The following is a 14,160-nucleotide window of genomic DNA, read 5'->3' on the forward strand; positions in this document are numbered from 1 at the left end:
ATCCTTGAGCGTTGGCCAGCCGTGGGCTGGCGACTGACGGAAGGCGAGCTTCAGGCCGACGACACAGGCGCAAAACCCACCTTCCGGGAAATTTGATTGCTGATGCTATCAGAGACGCAGGCGCCCGCCACGACTGCGTGCCGTTCCCAAGCCATGCGGCAGCAGGCTGGAACGGGTGTGCGCGTGACAAATGGCAATCGCCAGAGCGTCCGAAGCATCGATTTGCGGTTTGCTGGTCAGCTTGAGCATGTGCATGACCATCATCTGCACTTGCTCCTTATTCGCTGCGCCGGTACCGACCACGGCCTGCTTGACCTGGGTCGCGGTGTATTCGGCGATTTCAAGACTCTCTTCGGCGCCAGCGACGATGGCGGCTCCGCGGGCCTGCCCCAGTTTCAGCGCAGAATCGGCGTTTTTCGCCATGAACACCTTTTCGATGCCCATGGTGACCGGGCCGTAGGTCTGAATGATTTCGCGTACGCCGCGATAGACGATTTGCAGACGCTCATGAAGCTCGCCCGCGCCAGTGCGAATACAACCGGAGGCCACGTAGATACAGCCACCGCGGCCGGTATCGCGAACAATGCCGTAACCGGTGATACGCGAACCGGGGTCGATACCAAGAATTAAAGTCATAACGCCTGCGGATTCGGAAAAAGCACGAAATTCAATACAACGAATAACAAATGTGGGAGCTGGCTTGCCAGCGATGACGGTGTGTCAGGCAACATCTTCAACAGATGTGCCGACGCCATCGCTGGCAAGCCAGCTCCCACATTGAATCGTAGTCGCTCTTAACCGAGCTGAGCGGCCACGTCTTCCGGAATGTCTGCGTTGGAATAGACGTTCTGCACGTCATCCAGGTCTTCAAGCATGTCGATCAGCTTCAGGACTTTCTCCGCGCCTTCCAGGTCCAGCTCGGCGCTGGTGGTCGGCTGCATCACGATCTCAGCATCATCACCCTTGAAACCAGCAGCTTCGAGGGCGTTACGCACGGCGTAGAAACTGGTGAACGAGGTGAACACATCGATCGAACCGTCTTCGTGGGTAACCACGTCATCGGCATCGGCTTCCAGCGCCGCCTCGGTCAGAGCGTCCTCGTCGATGCCCGGTGCGAAGCTGATCTGGCCCTTGCGCTCGAACAGGTACGCGACCGAACCGTCGGTGCCAAGGTTGCCGCCACACTTGCTGAACGCATGGCGCACAGCGGCTGCGGTACGGTTGCGGTTGTCGGTCATGCACTCGACCATTACCGCCACGCCGCCCGGGCCGTAACCTTCGTAGGTCAGTTCTTCGACGTTGTCCGCTTCTGTCGCACCGGCGCCGCGCGCCACTGCACGGTCGATGATGTCGCGACTCATGTTCGCGCTCAGCGCCTTGTCCAGGGCCAGACGCAGACGCGGATTGGAGCCCGGATCACCGCCGCCCTGACGGGCCGCAACGGTCAGTTCACGGATCCACTTGGTGAAGATCTTGCCTCTCTTGGCATCCTGACGTTCTTTGCGGTGCTTGATGTTCGCCCACTTGGAATGACCTGCCATAACTCGCTCCGAATTCTCTTTGAAACGTTGCCCGCCTGCTCATGCATCGGCCAGCAACCAAAAAATCTCGACCTGCTCTCTTCTCTATAGAAAGAAAAAAGGCGCATCCGAAGATGCGCCTTCAGGCCCGTCTTACTCAGCCTTTGGCGTTTCGCGCAAACGAATGTGCAGCTCGCGCAGTGCCTTGGCGTCCACCACACCCGGTGCTTGCGTCATCACGTCGGCAGCACTCTGGGTTTTCGGGAAGGCGATCACTTCACGGATCGACTGGGCGCCGGTCATCAGCATCACCAGACGATCCAGACCGAAGGCCAGACCACCGTGCGGCGGAGCACCGTACTTCAGCGCGTCGAGCAGGAAGCCGAATTTCTCTTCCTGTTCCGCTTCGTTGATACCCAGCAGACGGAACACCGACTGTTGCATTTCCTTGCGATGGATACGGATCGAACCGCCACCCAGCTCGGTGCCGTTCAGCACCATGTCGTACGCGCGAGACAGGGCGCCAGCCGGGTTGGCTTCGAGCTCTTGCGGCGTGCACTTCGGCGCGGTGAACGGGTGGTGCAGCGCAGAGAAGCTGCCGTCATCGTTCTCTTCGAACATCGGGAAGTCGACAACCCACATCGGTGCCCATTCGCAAGTCAGCAGGCTCAGGTCATGACCGAGCTTGATGCGCAGTGCGCCCAAAGCTTCGCTGACGATCTTGGCCTTGTCGGCGCCGAAGAACACGATGTCGCCATCAACCGCGCCGACGCGATCAAGGATCACGTTCAGGTTGGCTTCCGGGATGTTTTTCACGATCGGCGATTGCAGACCTTCAACACCGGCAGCACGCTCGTTGACCTTGATGTACGCCAGGCCCTTGGCACCGTAGATGCCGACGAACTTGGTGTAGTCGTCGATCTGCTTGCGCGGCATGCTCGCCCCGCCTGGAACGCGCAGTGCGGCGATGCGGCATTTCGGGTCGTTGGCCGGGCCGCTGAACACCTTGAAGTCGACTTCTTTCAGTTGATCGGCAACGTCTACCAGTTCCAGCGGGTTACGCAGGTCTGGCTTGTCGGAACCGTAGCGGCGCATGGCTTCTTCGAAAGTCATGTGCGGGAAGTCGCCGAATTCCAGACCCAGCACTTCCTTGAACAGGTTGCGGATCATTTGCTCGGTCAAACCCATGATCTCTTTTTCATCGAGGAAGCTGGTCTCGATGTCGATCTGGGTAAATTCCGGCTGACGGTCGGCACGCAGGTCTTCGTCACGGAAGCACTTGGCGATCTGGTAGTAACGGTCGAAGCCAGCGACCATCAGCAGTTGCTTGAACAGCTGCGGCGATTGCGGCAAGGCAAAGAACGAACCGGCGTGGGTACGGCTTGGCACCAGGTAGTCACGGGCACCTTCCGGGGTCGCGCGGGTCAGGATCGGCGTTTCGACGTCGAGGAAGCCGTTCTCGTCGAGGAAGCGACGGATGCTGGTGGTCATGCGCGAACGCAGACGCAGCTTCTCGGCCATTTCCGGACGACGCAGGTCGAGGAAGCGATAGCGCAGGCGGGTTTCTTCGCCGACGTCGGAGAACTCGTTCAGCGGGAACGGCGGGGTTTCCGACTCGTTCAGCACTTCCAGTTCGTAGCCCAGCACTTCGATCATGCCCGACGCCATGTTGGCGTTGGTGGCACCGGCCGGACGCAGGCGAACCTTGCCGGTGATCTTCACGACGTATTCGCTGCGCACGCGATCCGCGGCGGCGAAGCTCTCGGCGCGATCCGGATCGAACACTACCTGAGCCAGACCATCACGATCACGGATATCGAGGAAAATCACCCCGCCGTGGTCGCGGCGACGGTGAACCCATCCGCAAAGGGTAATTTCCTGGCCTTCCAGGCTTTCGTTCAGTTGGCCGCAATAGTGGCTGCGCATCATGGTAGTGGTTCGCTTCTCGTAATTCGAAATTCGGTGGAGATCCCGGCGCACTGAAGCAGTGCGGAAAACTCACGCGTGTCGTTAGACCTGGGTTTGAACCCTAGTCAGATTTGTCGCCACCGGCCAGATTCTTCTTGGTTCCGGTCTTGAAATCGGTTTCGTACCAACCGCTGCCGCTGAGGCGAAAGCCCGGCATGGACAGCTGTTTCTTGAGCTCTGGCGCCTGGCAGGCAGGGCAGTCGACCAACGGTGCTTCGCTGATCTTTTGAATGGCTTCCAACTGATGACCACAGGAAGCACATTGGTAATCGTACATCGGCATTGGGGTGTCTCGGCGATCAGATTGCCACCGCGCGCAGGGCTTTGCGGCGAAAGAGCGGGATTATATCCATTAAATGCGGCCTGTGCAGCCGTAAGACTGCACAGGCCGCGACCTCGTTTACAACCGCTGTTTCAATGGGAGTGCTTCCTTGGTGCTGTTCATGACGCACACTACCCGCACCAGCGCGCTGAAATTCTTCACCCCGCCGTGACGCAGATGCACTTCACGGTCGACGTGGGACAATAACGAACTGACCGAACAACAATTGTCTGCTGCCATGTTGCCAAGGATGTTCCAATAAACCTGTTCCAGTCGCAGGCAGGTCGCGAATCCGTTCAAACGCACGGATCGCGACAGCGGCTGGACCAATGACATGTCGAAATCGTTGACGAACGGATCGAATTTCAATTCATGCTGCAAGCCGACAATCCTGTCGCCTCGCCTGTCTCCCTCTACCATATCGGTGACACTCCTTTGTCATCTCTGCCTGTTTTGGAAGCCACAAGCTGTGACTTCATAAAAGCGCAGACGCAAAGTTATATCCAGATGACTTTTTGACCATCACCGTAGGATAAGCCAACGATAGCGGTAAGATTGCGGACAGCGCGCGAGCCGGCCTCAGGCAAGCCCGCGCTTACGGGTTACGCTTCCAGCAAAGCGCGCAACATCCACGCGGTTTTCTCATGAACCTGCATACGCTGGGTCAGCAGGTCGGCCGTCGGCTCATCACTGACCTTGTCGAGCAGCGGGAAAATACCGCGTGCGGTGCGGGTCACCGCTTCCTGACCGGCGACCAATTGCTTGATCATGTCCTCGGCGCTCGGTACGCCCACCTCCTCTTTAATAGAAGACAGACGTGCGTAAGTCGCATAAGCGCCCGGCGCCGGAAAGCCCAGCGCGCGAATGCGCTCGGCAATCGAGTCCACGGCCAGCGCCAGTTCGTTGTATTGCTCTTCGAACATCAAGTGCAACGTACGAAACATCGGGCCTGTGACGTTCCAGTGGAAGTTATGGGTTTTCAGATACAGCACGTAGGTGTCCGACAGCAGCCGCGACAACCCTTCGACGATGGACTTGCGATCTTCTTCACTGATACCGATATCGATTGCCATGTTTACCTCCTAGCGGCGATTGAATTCATCCAACAGGTGCAATCCCACTCTAGCAAGGCTGCCGGCACCCCGCAGCCCCGAAAACCTGAACAGGCTGCGACAAATCGCCCGTACCGCTGCCACTGGCCGGGCTGATTTGAGTAGCTGCAGGCTTTGCTGTTAAATAGGCAGTGTGTCGCCATGCCCCATTTTCCGGGGTGTTGCGCATAGGCTGATGCCGTGTACGTGTCCACCGCCTCTTATTTTGTTCCGAAGCGAACCGTGCACCTCCAGCTCTTCCTTGTGAGCCGTCATAACGTGAGCCAATCAAAATGTTGAAAATCGTCCACCTGCTAATGGGCGCAGCGGCCTTGCTGCTGTCGTTCATACCTAGTTTGAAATCCGAAGCCGTTCCCTACCTGCAACAACCCGATGCACTTTACCTGGCCTTTTTCGGCCTGCTGAACCTGGTGATCGCTCCAGTGATTCCTTACTGGAACAAAGGCCCGCGCCAGCATCTGCAAAACCTTGTCAGCGCTCTTCTGGTGCTGACTGTCGTCCTGCAAACCTTGACCCTGGTCGCACCGATGCCTGTCATCGCCGGCCAGCCCGCCGTGTTGTTCAGTCTGGTGATTGCCCTGGTTGCGGTGATCCTGCACCTGGCCGTCAGCTTCTATCGATCTTCACCGGCTGCCGCACCGACCAACTACGACATGACCAACCGCGATACCGGCACCGTCAAGTGGTTCAACACTTCCAAAGGCTTCGGCTTTATCTCCCGGGATTCCGGCGATGATATTTTCGTGCACTTTCGTGCGATCCGTGGCGAAGGCCACCGTGTTCTGGTCGAAGGCCAGCGCGTCGAGTTCTCGGTGATGAACCGGGACAAGGGTTTGCAAGCCGAGGACGTGATCGCCGCTCTGCCGCGTCGCTGATCCAAGGCCAAAAAAAACCGCGAGCAGCGTGCTGTTCGCGGTTTTTTTTATGCCCGAAGAAAAGCGCTCGCCTCAATAGTGCGGTGGCGGTGCTTCTTCTTCAAAGGACTCGAACTGCCCGACCATTTCTTCCTGGCGCTTGAGCAGTGCGGCCATCTGCAATTGCAGGCGCTCAACCACTCGCTGCTGCGCCACCAGCACGTCGTTCAACGCCTGAATGGTGTCATCCTGAAACGCCAGACGGCTTTCCAGATCGGTAACGCGATCTTCAAGGCTCATGATTCAGAGCTCCACAAATGTGAAATCTTCGGTCAGCACCACGCGCAATTGCTCGCGAATGGCGGCCACCTGTTCGTCGCTATAAGGTTTGGCCGCGTGCTTGCCCCATACCGGCGCCGGCCACGCTGCATCATCGCGTTTACGCACAATCACATGCATGTGCATCTGGCTGACAACATTACCCAAGGTCGCAACGTTCATCTTGTCAGCATCGAACAAGTCCTTGAGCAACTCCGCCAGCGCGGTGGTTTCCAGCCACAGTTGCTGCTGATCAGCGACATCCAACTGAAACAACTCGCTGATATCGTCCCGACGTGGCACCAGGATGAACCACGGGTAGTTGGCGTCGTTGGACAGCAGCAGACGGCAGAGCGGGAAGTCACCAATGGGCAGCGTGTCCTGTTGAAGTCGTGAATCTAAAGCAAACACTACGCGCACTCCCGGCTGATCTACACAATCAAGCTTAGCGGCCATCCAGACGGGCAGCGCACCAAGCAACAGGCAGGCAGCATACCTGCGAATGCGCCGAGCCTCACGATGACAATACCCTCTTCGCCCTTGCGCCCCGACATGTGACATATATCGACGCAACGCACCATAACGGAACGAGAGCTGCCATCGAATACGGAAAAGTGACTGAAAAAACCGGCTGCGCTCAACATCAGGCCAAGCCCGAACTGTATGAATTCAGTACAGCCCGTAAATTTTTTTGCACCAAAACCGCACAGTGGGTCTACGCTCAGTGCGTCGGGCATCCGCCGAATACTCACTGATGGGGTGAACCGGTAACGTTTTCGGTTGTCTCGCGCCTGTACGCAAGTGACAACACCATGCAAGGAGTTGCGTCAAGCCCCTGATAAAAAAGGGCTTGGAGTCCAGTATTTACGAGGCTTTTACAGACACAGGCGGGTGTTCAGAAAAATAACCGCACCGATATTTCGATTTGTGCACGCTTGTTGCATTCAGACATCCATGGTCTATAAGCGCCCCACGGGAAAGTGGGGTCTACAGGCCGATAAGAACAGTGGCAGGGTTGCCCGATGGAGATTCAAGTGTTTTGCCAGGGACTCTTTTTTACCGATGCGAAAAGGCCCGTAAACAGCGAGATAGTTGTCAGTCCGGCTGCGTCGGTACTGTGAATTTGCGACATCCACCACGCCATTTGCGACAACGTCGTAAAGAAGCTGAAAGGTTGAATTCGCAAGTATCGCCAACATTGTCGGCGTGATATAAGTTTGCGCCGACACAAAAAGAAAGAGCCGCCCAGATAATAAAACAGGTGGGACGGCAGTACTCTTCTAAAACCAAAGGAGCAAATCACGATGCGCGTGATGAAGTGGAGCATGATCGCACTGGCCGTTACAGCAGCCAGTTCTCAGTTGGCTACGGCCGCCCCGTTTGTTAGTGACCAGGCAGAAGCCAAAGGTTTTGTTGAAGACGCGAAACTCACCGAGACGTTGAAGAACTACTACTTCAACCGCGACAACAAGAACGGCAGCCGCGACCAGAAAGACTGGACCCAGGGTTTCCTCGGCAACTTCACCTCCGGTTATACCCAAGGTACTGTTGGTGTAGGTATTGATGCATACGGCTACCTGGCCTTGAAACTGGATGGCGGTGACGGTACTTCAGGTTCGGGCAACATGAGCCGCAGCGACACAGTCAACCCGAACAACGGTGCTCGCGACGTTAACGACAGCCAGGGCAAAGCCGGCGCGTCGGTCAAATTCCGCGTTTCGAAAACCGAGCTGAAGTTCGGCGACATGCAGCCAAGCACTGCTCCAGTGTTCGCTGTTGGCGGTTCCCGTATCATTCCGCAAACGGCCACTGGCTTCCAGTTGCAGAGCAGCGAAGTCAAAGACCTTGACCTCGAAGCCGGTCACTTCTACTCGGCGAGCAGCCAGGACAAAAACGCCCGTAACGGCGGTCTGTACGCCAACTACGCTGGTGTAGAAGCCAACACGATCGACTACTTCGGCGGCAAATACAGCATCACCGAAAACCTGAGCGCATCGCTCTACGGCGCCAAGCTGGAAGATATCTGGAACCAGTACTACGCGAACGTGAACCTCACCACTCCATTCAGTGGTGACACTTCGCTGAACACTGACTTCAACATCTACCGCACCACTGACTCCGGCAGCGCCGAAGCGGGCGACATCAGCAACACTGCCTTCTCCCTGGCAACCGCGCTGTCGTTCCTGAAAGCGCACACCTTCACCCTGGGCTTCCAGAAGGTCAACGGCGATACCCCGTTCGACTACATCGGTGTGGGCAAGAACAACCGTGGTGGCGACTCGATCTTCCTCGCCAACTCCATCCAGTACTCTGACTTCAACGGTCCTGGCGAGAAATCGGTTCAAGCCCGTTACGACCTGAAAATGGCCGAGTATGGCGTTCCTGGCCTGAGCTTCATGGTTCGTTACGTTAAAGGTTGGGACATCGACGGTACCAACACCCCAACTGGCAGCGCTTACGCTGGTCTGTACGGTGAAGATGGCAAACACCACGAAACCAACTTCGAAGCCAAGTATGTTGTTCAGTCTGGCCCGGCGAAAGATCTGTCCTTCCGCATTCGTCAAGCTTGGCACTCTGCCAACGCCGACCAAGGCGAAGGCGATATCAAAGAGTTCCGCCTGATCACCGAATACCCACTGAACATCTTGTAATCGTCAGTGGTTAGTTTGGAAGCATAAAAAAAGGCCCATCTTCCGATGGGCCTTTTTTATTGCCTGTCACTTGTCGTAATTGCCTGACCGACAAGTCAGACAATTAATTAGCAACCTATCATTGTGCTGCTGATTCTTGAACCACACGAATAACTCGCTGCGGAAACGGGATATCAATGCCTGCAGTCTTTAAACGATCGCGGGACTGTTCGTTAAACATGAACATCACATCCCAATAGTCTGCAGTTTTAACCCACACACGCAGGGAAACAGTGATCGAACTGTCGCCCAGTGTCGAGATTACGGCTTGCGGTGCCGGGTCCTGTAAAACACGCTCATCCTTGGCCAGATCCAGCAGCACCTGACGGGCCTTTTGCAGATCCGCTTCGTAATCCACGCCCACATCGAAGACAACCTTACGGGTTGGCTGACGGTTGGTGTTGGTGATGATGCCGTTCGACAGATTACCGTTCGGCACGATGATGGTCTTGTTATCGCCGGTACGCAGCACGGTGTGGAAAATCTGGATGCTATCGACGGTACCCGACACACCCTGGGCCTCGATCCAGTCACCGATACGGAACGGACGGAACAGCAGAATAAGCACGCCGCCGGCGAAGTTCGCCAGGCTACCCTGCAAGGCCAGACCGATGGCCAGGCCGGCAGCACCGATCGCCGCAACGAACGAAGTGGTTTCAACACCGATCATCGAAGCGACGCTGACAATCAGCAGCACCTTGAGAATGATGTTGGCGAGACTGCTGATGAAGCCTTGCAGCGCCAGGTCAGCGTTACGCAGGGCCAGCAGACCGCCGAGTTTTTGCGTGACCTTGTTGATCAGCCACCAGCCGATGGCCAGGGTAATCACTGCCAGCAGCACACGGCTGCCGTATTCCATGATCATCGGTATCCACGCCTGGGATGCCTTGACCAGGTGGTCCACCTCAGCATTCAAATCCATGTTCTATCTCCTGATTTCCGGCTACCCGGGCTATAAACAAATAAAAAGTGGGAGCGAGCTTGCTCGCGAAAATGGTGTGCCATTCAATAATGAAGTTGACTGACACACCGCTTTCGCGAGCAAGCCCGCTCCCACAGGTTCCGCATGAGAAAGCTTAGTCGCGGAAGTTGTTGAACTGCAGTGGCATGCCGAATTCCTTGGCACGCAGGGCCGCGATGGCTTCTTGCAGGTCGTCTCGCTTCTTGCCGGTGACACGTACCTGCTCGCCCTGAATGGCGGCCTGCACCTTGAGCTTGGCATCCTTGATATGGCCGACGATCTTCTTCGCCAGCTCCTTGTCGATCCCTTCCTTGAGCACGGCGTCCTGCTTCATCAGCTTGCCCGATGCATAAGCGTCTTTGACTTCAAGGCACTGCACGTCGATCTTGCGCTTGACCAGGGCGAGCTTGAGGATCTCGATCATCGCTTCCAGCTGGAAATCGGCTTCAGCGGTCAGGTTGACGGTCAGGTCTTTTTCCTTGAACTCGAAGCTGCCTTTACCTTTCAGGTCATAACGACGATCGAGTTCCTTCACGGCGTTCTCGACCGCGTTGGTGAGTTCGTGTTTGTCCAGTTCGGATACCACGTCGAACGACGGCATGTAATCTCTCCAATAAAAAAGGCGCGCTCGATGAGGATGGAGCGCGCTTGGCTTGCGGTTAAAATCGGGCTCATTATAACGGGTCTTTTCCTGACGACACGGCGAGCCGCACATGCCTGCACCCATTCGAGCAAAAAACTGATGTCCACCCTTTGGCATGTTCTCGGCGCCGGCAGTCTCGGCACACTCTGGGCTACGCGGCTGGCCCGGGCCGGATTACCGGTCAGGCTGATCGTGCGCGATACCGAGCGCTTGCATAGCTATGAAGCGGCAGGTGGACTGACCCTTGTGGAACAGGGACAAGCCCGCACCTATGCAGTTCCCGGCGAAACCCCGGACAACCCCGAACCGATCCGACGCCTGCTGGTGGCCTGCAAAGCCTACGACGCCGAAAGCGCGGTCGCCCGCCTCGCCCCACGCTTGGCGTCCGATGCCGAACTGATCCTGCTGCAAAACGGCCTCGGCAGTCAGGACGCTGTCGCCGCGCAACTGCCCCAGGCGCGCTGCATCAGCGCCTCCAGTACCGAAGGCGCCTTCCGCGACGGTGACTGGCGCGTGGTGTTTGCCGGTCACGGTTACACCTGGCTCGGCGATGTCGCGCATCCGGTCGCGCCAATCTGGCTGGATGATCTGCAAGCCGCAAAAATCCCCCACGAATGGAGCACCGACATCCTCACCCGGCTGTGGCGCAAACTGGCGCTCAACTGCGCGATCAATCCGCTGACCGTGCTGCATAACTGCCGCAACGGCGGATTGCAGGAGCATCATTGCGAAGTCGCCACGCTGTGCGTCGAACTGACCGAATTGCTGCAGCGCTGCGGCCAACCGTCAGCCGCCGACAATCTGCAACAGGAAGTCGAGCGAGTGATCCAGGCCACCGCTGCCAATTTCTCATCGATGTATCAGGACGTGGCCAACCAGCGCCGCACCGAGATCAGCTATTTATTGGGCCACGCCTGCAAAGTCGCTGCGCGCCACCAGTTGAACCTGCCGCACCTCAGTCAATTGCAGCAACGACTGGTCGCTCATCTGCACAGCCTCGGATTGCCCAGCGACTGAGCAGCGGCTACGCTGGCCACTTGTTCCTTTGCTGCGATAAACCTGATGCCATTGCGCCAGCGCCTCGAAAACCTGCCGGTCGGCCAGAAACTGCTGGCCGCCCTGCTGGTGCTGTTGACCACTGTCTTGCTGGTCGCCAACCTGACCTTTATCAGCGCCGCCTATTACATCTCCCAGGAAAGCATGGCCCCTCAGGCCTTGCAGACCATTGGCCGACTGATCTCCAACCCAAGTCTTGTCAGCGAAGCCCTGCAATCACCGCAGAGTGCCGAACGTCTGCTCAAGGAGCTCGACAGCTATTCTCCACTGCGCGCTGCCGCCCTGTATGACGGCAAGGGCGAAAGGCTCGCGCAAGTGCAGCACGGTGACAAACTCGACCTGCCGGAACGTTACCGGCACATTGAGGCTTGGCAACTCACCGAGTTTCGCAGCAACCAGTTGATCACCCTGCCCCGCCCCGGCACCGCGCCGGGCCATCTATTACTGGTCGCCAGTAGCGAATTGCCGATGGCGTTCTACACCGGCACGCTGACGGCCAGTCTTGGCATCCTTATTTTCAGCGTGCTGCTGTGGCTGGTGATTGCCCGGCAGATCAAGCGGCTGATCACCCGACCGATTCATCAACTTGAAGAGTTGTCGCGTCAGGTAACCCGTGAAGAGAACTACGCACTGCGCGCTTCACGCGGCAACCACGACGAAATCGGCAGCCTCGCCGAGGCGTTCAACACCATGCTGTCGCGCATCGAAGCCCGCGAACAGCAACTCAAACGTGCCCGCGACGACTCACAAGCGGCTTACGATCAGGCCCAGGGCCTGGCCGAGGAAACCCGCCACACCAACCGCAAGCTGGAGCTGGAAGTCCAGGTACGCAGCAAGATCGAGAAGAAACTCACCGGTTTCCAGAACTACCTCAACAGCATCATCGACTCGATGCCGTCGGCGCTGATCGCCCTTGATGAACAGCTCTACGTCACCCAATGGAACCAGGAAGCCAGCGCCCTCTCCGGCACCCGGCTCGACGAAGCGCTGAACCAGCCGATATTTCTCGCCTTCGAGCCGCTCAAGCCGTTTCTGCCGCAACTCAAGCAGACCGTCGAGCAACACACCGTGGCGAAAATCGAACGCGTGACCTGGTTCAAGGACGACGAGCCCAAGCATTACGCCCTGACGTTCTACCCGCTGATGGGCGGCGCCGGGCGTGGTGTGGTGATCCGCATCGACGACATCACCCAGCGTCTGTCGCTGGAAGAGATGATGGTGCAGTCGGAAAAAATGCTCTCGGTCGGCGGCCTCGCGGCGGGCATGGCCCACGAAATCAACAACCCGCTGGGCGCGATCCTGCATAACGTGCAGAACATCCGCCGGCGCCTGTCAGCGGATCTGCCGAAGAACCTCGAAACCGCCGAGCAACTGGGCATCGAACTGGACACGGTCAACCGTTATCTGCAAGGCCGGGAAGTCCCGAAATTGCTCGATGGCATTCAACAGGCCGGAGCGCGGGCAGCAAAAATCGTCACTCACATGCTCAGTTTCAGCCGCCGCAGCACCCGGCAAATGGCCCCGTGCGATTTGCCGGCACTGATTGATCAAGCGGTTGAAATCGCCGGCAACGACTTCGATCTGGCCATCGGCTTCGACTTCAAGGGTCAGGCGATCATCCGCCAATTCGACCCGGCGCTGGGTCCGGTGCCGGGCACCGCCAACGAGCTGGAACAAGTGCTGCTCAATCTATTGAAAAACGCCGCACAGGCCATTCATCAGCGCGAAGACGACAGCGAACCGGGGCGGATCATCCTGCGTACCCGACTCAATCCGCCGTGGGCCGAGATTCAGGTCGAGGACAACGGCATCGGCATGAGCGAGAACGTGCGCAAACGCACTTTCGAGCCGTTCTTCACCACCAAGGAAATAGGTCAGGGCACAGGACTTGGCTTGTCAGTGTCGTACTTCATTATCACCAACAACCACAAAGGGCAGATGGAAGTGCAATCAGCGCCCGGGCAAGGCACATGTTTCACCTTGCGCCTGCCGCTGGCCCAACCCACTGCCATCGCTCCAGAAACCAATCAATTATCGAGGTAACCCATGGGCTTTCGCCTGTCGAAAATCTACACACGCACCGGCGACAAAGGCGAAACCGGCCTGGGCGATGGCCGCCGTGTGCCCAAGGATCACCCGCGTATCGAGGCGATTGGTGAAGTCGATACGCTAAACAGTCAGGTCGGCGTGTTGCTGGCCGGACTGCTTGCCGAACGTGAAGCTACGCCTGGCTTGAATGAGCTGATTGAGGTGTTGGCACCGTGTCAGCATCGGCTGTTCGATCTGGGTGGCGAGTTGGCAATGCCGGAATATCAGGCACTGAACGAGGCGGAAATCGAACGCCTGGAAGCGGCGATCGATGTGTGGAATGAGGAGCTGGGGCCGCTGGAGAATTTCATTCTGCCGGGGGGCTCGATGCTGATTGCTCAGGCCCATGTGTGCCGGAGTCTGGCGAGGACTGCCGAGCGGTGCTGTCAGCATTTGAATGCGATCGAGCCGTTGGCCGGGGTTGGTTTGGCGTACATCAATCGGTTGTCGGATCTGTTGTTTGTGGCGGCGCGAGTGATTGCGCGGCGGCAGGGGGTTGCGGAGATTTTGTGGCAGCCGGCGGCGAAGCCTTCAGATCAATAGCGCCAGATATGACGCTATCGCGAGCAGGCTCACTCCTACAGTTGACCGCATGTCTACTGACAAAACGCGGTCAACTGTAGGAGTG

15 protein-coding genes are annotated in these 14,160 nt (G+C 57.6%); 5 read left to right on the plus strand and 10 right to left on the minus strand.

Annotated elements, in window-relative coordinates:
* Nucleotides 1-108 precede the first annotated feature (108 nt).
* From ruvC to IAI51_RS18405, 6 genes are all read right to left on the minus strand, one after another.
* Nucleotides 109-636 (minus strand): crossover junction endodeoxyribonuclease RuvC, encoded by a 528-nt coding sequence (ruvC, locus tag IAI51_RS18380; protein WP_007951206.1) that lies wholly within the window; start codon nucleotides 634-636, stop codon nucleotides 109-111.
* Nucleotides 637-794: 158 nt separating this feature from the next.
* The gene (locus tag IAI51_RS18385) at nucleotides 795-1,541 is read right to left on the minus strand and encodes a YebC/PmpR family DNA-binding transcriptional regulator (protein ID WP_095188024.1); all 747 of its coding nucleotides are present in this window, start codon (nucleotides 1,539-1,541) and stop codon (nucleotides 795-797) included.
* A gap of 132 nt (nucleotides 1,542-1,673) precedes the next feature.
* Nucleotides 1,674-3,449, minus strand: coding sequence for an aspartate--tRNA ligase (gene aspS, locus IAI51_RS18390; RefSeq protein WP_187679768.1), 1,776 nt, complete (start codon nucleotides 3,447-3,449; stop codon nucleotides 1,674-1,676).
* A 100-nt stretch (nucleotides 3,450-3,549) separates the two neighbouring features.
* The gene (locus tag IAI51_RS18395) at nucleotides 3,550-3,771 is read right to left on the minus strand and encodes an FmdB family zinc ribbon protein (protein WP_064119106.1); all 222 of its coding nucleotides are present in this window, start codon (nucleotides 3,769-3,771) and stop codon (nucleotides 3,550-3,552) included.
* A gap of 117 nt (nucleotides 3,772-3,888) precedes the next feature.
* Nucleotides 3,889-4,230 carry a ribbon-helix-helix domain-containing protein gene (locus IAI51_RS18400; RefSeq protein ID WP_187679769.1) on the minus strand — a complete coding sequence of 114 codons (342 nt, stop codon included), beginning with the start codon at nucleotides 4,228-4,230 and terminating at the stop codon, nucleotides 3,889-3,891.
* A gap of 182 nt (nucleotides 4,231-4,412) precedes the next feature.
* Nucleotides 4,413-4,883 carry a Dps family protein gene (locus IAI51_RS18405; protein WP_187679770.1) on the minus strand — a complete coding sequence of 157 codons (471 nt, stop codon included), beginning with the start codon at nucleotides 4,881-4,883 and terminating at the stop codon, nucleotides 4,413-4,415.
* A gap of 311 nt (nucleotides 4,884-5,194) precedes the next feature.
* Here IAI51_RS18405 and IAI51_RS28075 point away from each other — a divergent pair, with 311 nt between their 5' ends.
* The gene (locus IAI51_RS28075) at nucleotides 5,195-5,797 is read left to right on the plus strand and encodes a cold-shock protein (RefSeq protein WP_187679771.1); all 603 of its coding nucleotides are present in this window, start codon (nucleotides 5,195-5,197) and stop codon (nucleotides 5,795-5,797) included.
* 72 nt (nucleotides 5,798-5,869) lie between these two features.
* On the opposite strand, the gene IAI51_RS18415 is transcribed toward IAI51_RS28075, so the two are convergent.
* Together IAI51_RS18415 and IAI51_RS18420 are read right to left on the minus strand one after the other, a co-directional pair.
* On the minus strand, nucleotides 5,870-6,076 hold the full coding sequence (locus tag IAI51_RS18415; protein ID WP_095188019.1) for a SlyX family protein: 207 nt from the start codon (nucleotides 6,074-6,076) through the stop codon (nucleotides 5,870-5,872).
* Nucleotides 6,077-6,079: 3 nt separating this feature from the next.
* Nucleotides 6,080-6,505: an HIT domain-containing protein gene (locus IAI51_RS18420; RefSeq protein WP_187679772.1), complete on the minus strand. Its 426-nt coding sequence runs from the start codon at nucleotides 6,503-6,505 to the stop codon at nucleotides 6,080-6,082.
* An 893-nt stretch (nucleotides 6,506-7,398) separates the two neighbouring features.
* Between IAI51_RS18420 and IAI51_RS18425 the strand changes: the two genes are divergently transcribed.
* The gene (locus tag IAI51_RS18425) at nucleotides 7,399-8,745 is read left to right on the plus strand and encodes an OprD family porin (RefSeq protein ID WP_187679773.1); all 1,347 of its coding nucleotides are present in this window, start codon (nucleotides 7,399-7,401) and stop codon (nucleotides 8,743-8,745) included.
* Nucleotides 8,746-8,863: 118 nt separating this feature from the next.
* Here the strand turns inward: IAI51_RS18425 and IAI51_RS18430 are convergent, their stop codons facing one another.
* Both IAI51_RS18430 and IAI51_RS18435 read right to left on the minus strand, forming a co-directional pair.
* Complete coding sequence (locus IAI51_RS18430; RefSeq protein ID WP_187679774.1) at nucleotides 8,864-9,706, minus strand: mechanosensitive ion channel family protein; 843 nt, start codon at nucleotides 9,704-9,706, stop codon at nucleotides 8,864-8,866.
* A 154-nt stretch (nucleotides 9,707-9,860) separates the two neighbouring features.
* Nucleotides 9,861-10,346: a YajQ family cyclic di-GMP-binding protein gene (locus tag IAI51_RS18435; RefSeq protein ID WP_027619814.1), complete on the minus strand. Its 486-nt coding sequence runs from the start codon at nucleotides 10,344-10,346 to the stop codon at nucleotides 9,861-9,863.
* 141 nt (nucleotides 10,347-10,487) lie between these two features.
* Between IAI51_RS18435 and IAI51_RS18440 the strand changes: the two genes are divergently transcribed.
* The 3 genes from IAI51_RS18440 to IAI51_RS18450 are packed head-to-tail and all read left to right on the plus strand — an operon-like array spanning nucleotide 10,488 to nucleotide 14,075.
* Nucleotides 10,488-11,405 (plus strand): putative 2-dehydropantoate 2-reductase, encoded by a 918-nt coding sequence (locus IAI51_RS18440; protein ID WP_187679775.1) that lies wholly within the window; start codon nucleotides 10,488-10,490, stop codon nucleotides 11,403-11,405.
* Nucleotides 11,406-11,450: 45 nt separating this feature from the next.
* Entirely contained in the window at nucleotides 11,451-13,487 is a 2,037-nt protein-coding gene (locus tag IAI51_RS18445) for a HAMP domain-containing sensor histidine kinase (protein ID WP_187679776.1), read from the plus strand.
* A gap of 3 nt (nucleotides 13,488-13,490) precedes the next feature.
* A complete protein-coding gene (locus IAI51_RS18450; RefSeq protein WP_187679777.1) occupies nucleotides 13,491-14,075 on the plus strand; it encodes a cob(I)yrinic acid a,c-diamide adenosyltransferase in 585 nt (194 codons plus the stop codon).
* The last annotated feature ends 85 nt before the right edge of the window (nucleotides 14,076-14,160 follow it).

Origin of the sequence: Pseudomonas sp. N40(2020), assembly GCF_014472415.1 — a bacterium.
Taxonomy (GTDB): Bacteria; Pseudomonadota; Gammaproteobacteria; order Pseudomonadales; family Pseudomonadaceae; genus Aquipseudomonas.

What these genes read in the sequence shown, in the direction of transcription:
- ruvC (WP_007951206.1), bottom strand. Translation starts at nt 636, where the DNA reads ATGACTTTAATTCTTGGTATCGACCCCGGTTCGCGTATCACCGGTTAC.
- IAI51_RS28075 (WP_187679771.1), top strand. Translation starts at nt 5,195, where the DNA reads ATGTTGAAAATCGTCCACCTGCTAATGGGCGCAGCGGCCTTGCTGCTG.
- IAI51_RS18385 (WP_095188024.1), bottom strand. Translation starts at nt 1,541, where the DNA reads ATGGCAGGTCATTCCAAGTGGGCGAACATCAAGCACCGCAAAGAACGT.
- IAI51_RS18435 (WP_027619814.1), bottom strand. Translation starts at nt 10,346, where the DNA reads ATGCCGTCGTTCGACGTGGTATCCGAACTGGACAAACACGAACTCACC.
- IAI51_RS18445 (WP_187679776.1), top strand. Translation starts at nt 11,451, where the DNA reads ATGCCATTGCGCCAGCGCCTCGAAAACCTGCCGGTCGGCCAGAAACTG.
- IAI51_RS18440 (WP_187679775.1), top strand. Translation starts at nt 10,488, where the DNA reads ATGTCCACCCTTTGGCATGTTCTCGGCGCCGGCAGTCTCGGCACACTC.
- IAI51_RS18405 (WP_187679770.1), bottom strand. Translation starts at nt 4,883, where the DNA reads ATGGCAATCGATATCGGTATCAGTGAAGAAGATCGCAAGTCCATCGTC.
- IAI51_RS18395 (WP_064119106.1), bottom strand. Translation starts at nt 3,771, where the DNA reads ATGCCGATGTACGATTACCAATGTGCTTCCTGTGGTCATCAGTTGGAA.
- IAI51_RS18430 (WP_187679774.1), bottom strand. Translation starts at nt 9,706, where the DNA reads ATGGATTTGAATGCTGAGGTGGACCACCTGGTCAAGGCATCCCAGGCG.
- IAI51_RS18400 (WP_187679769.1), bottom strand. Translation starts at nt 4,230, where the DNA reads ATGGTAGAGGGAGACAGGCGAGGCGACAGGATTGTCGGCTTGCAGCAT.
- IAI51_RS18425 (WP_187679773.1), top strand. Translation starts at nt 7,399, where the DNA reads ATGCGCGTGATGAAGTGGAGCATGATCGCACTGGCCGTTACAGCAGCC.
- aspS (WP_187679768.1), bottom strand. Translation starts at nt 3,449, where the DNA reads ATGATGCGCAGCCACTATTGCGGCCAACTGAACGAAAGCCTGGAAGGC.
- IAI51_RS18450 (WP_187679777.1), top strand. Translation starts at nt 13,491, where the DNA reads ATGGGCTTTCGCCTGTCGAAAATCTACACACGCACCGGCGACAAAGGC.
- IAI51_RS18415 (WP_095188019.1), bottom strand. Translation starts at nt 6,076, where the DNA reads ATGAGCCTTGAAGATCGCGTTACCGATCTGGAAAGCCGTCTGGCGTTT.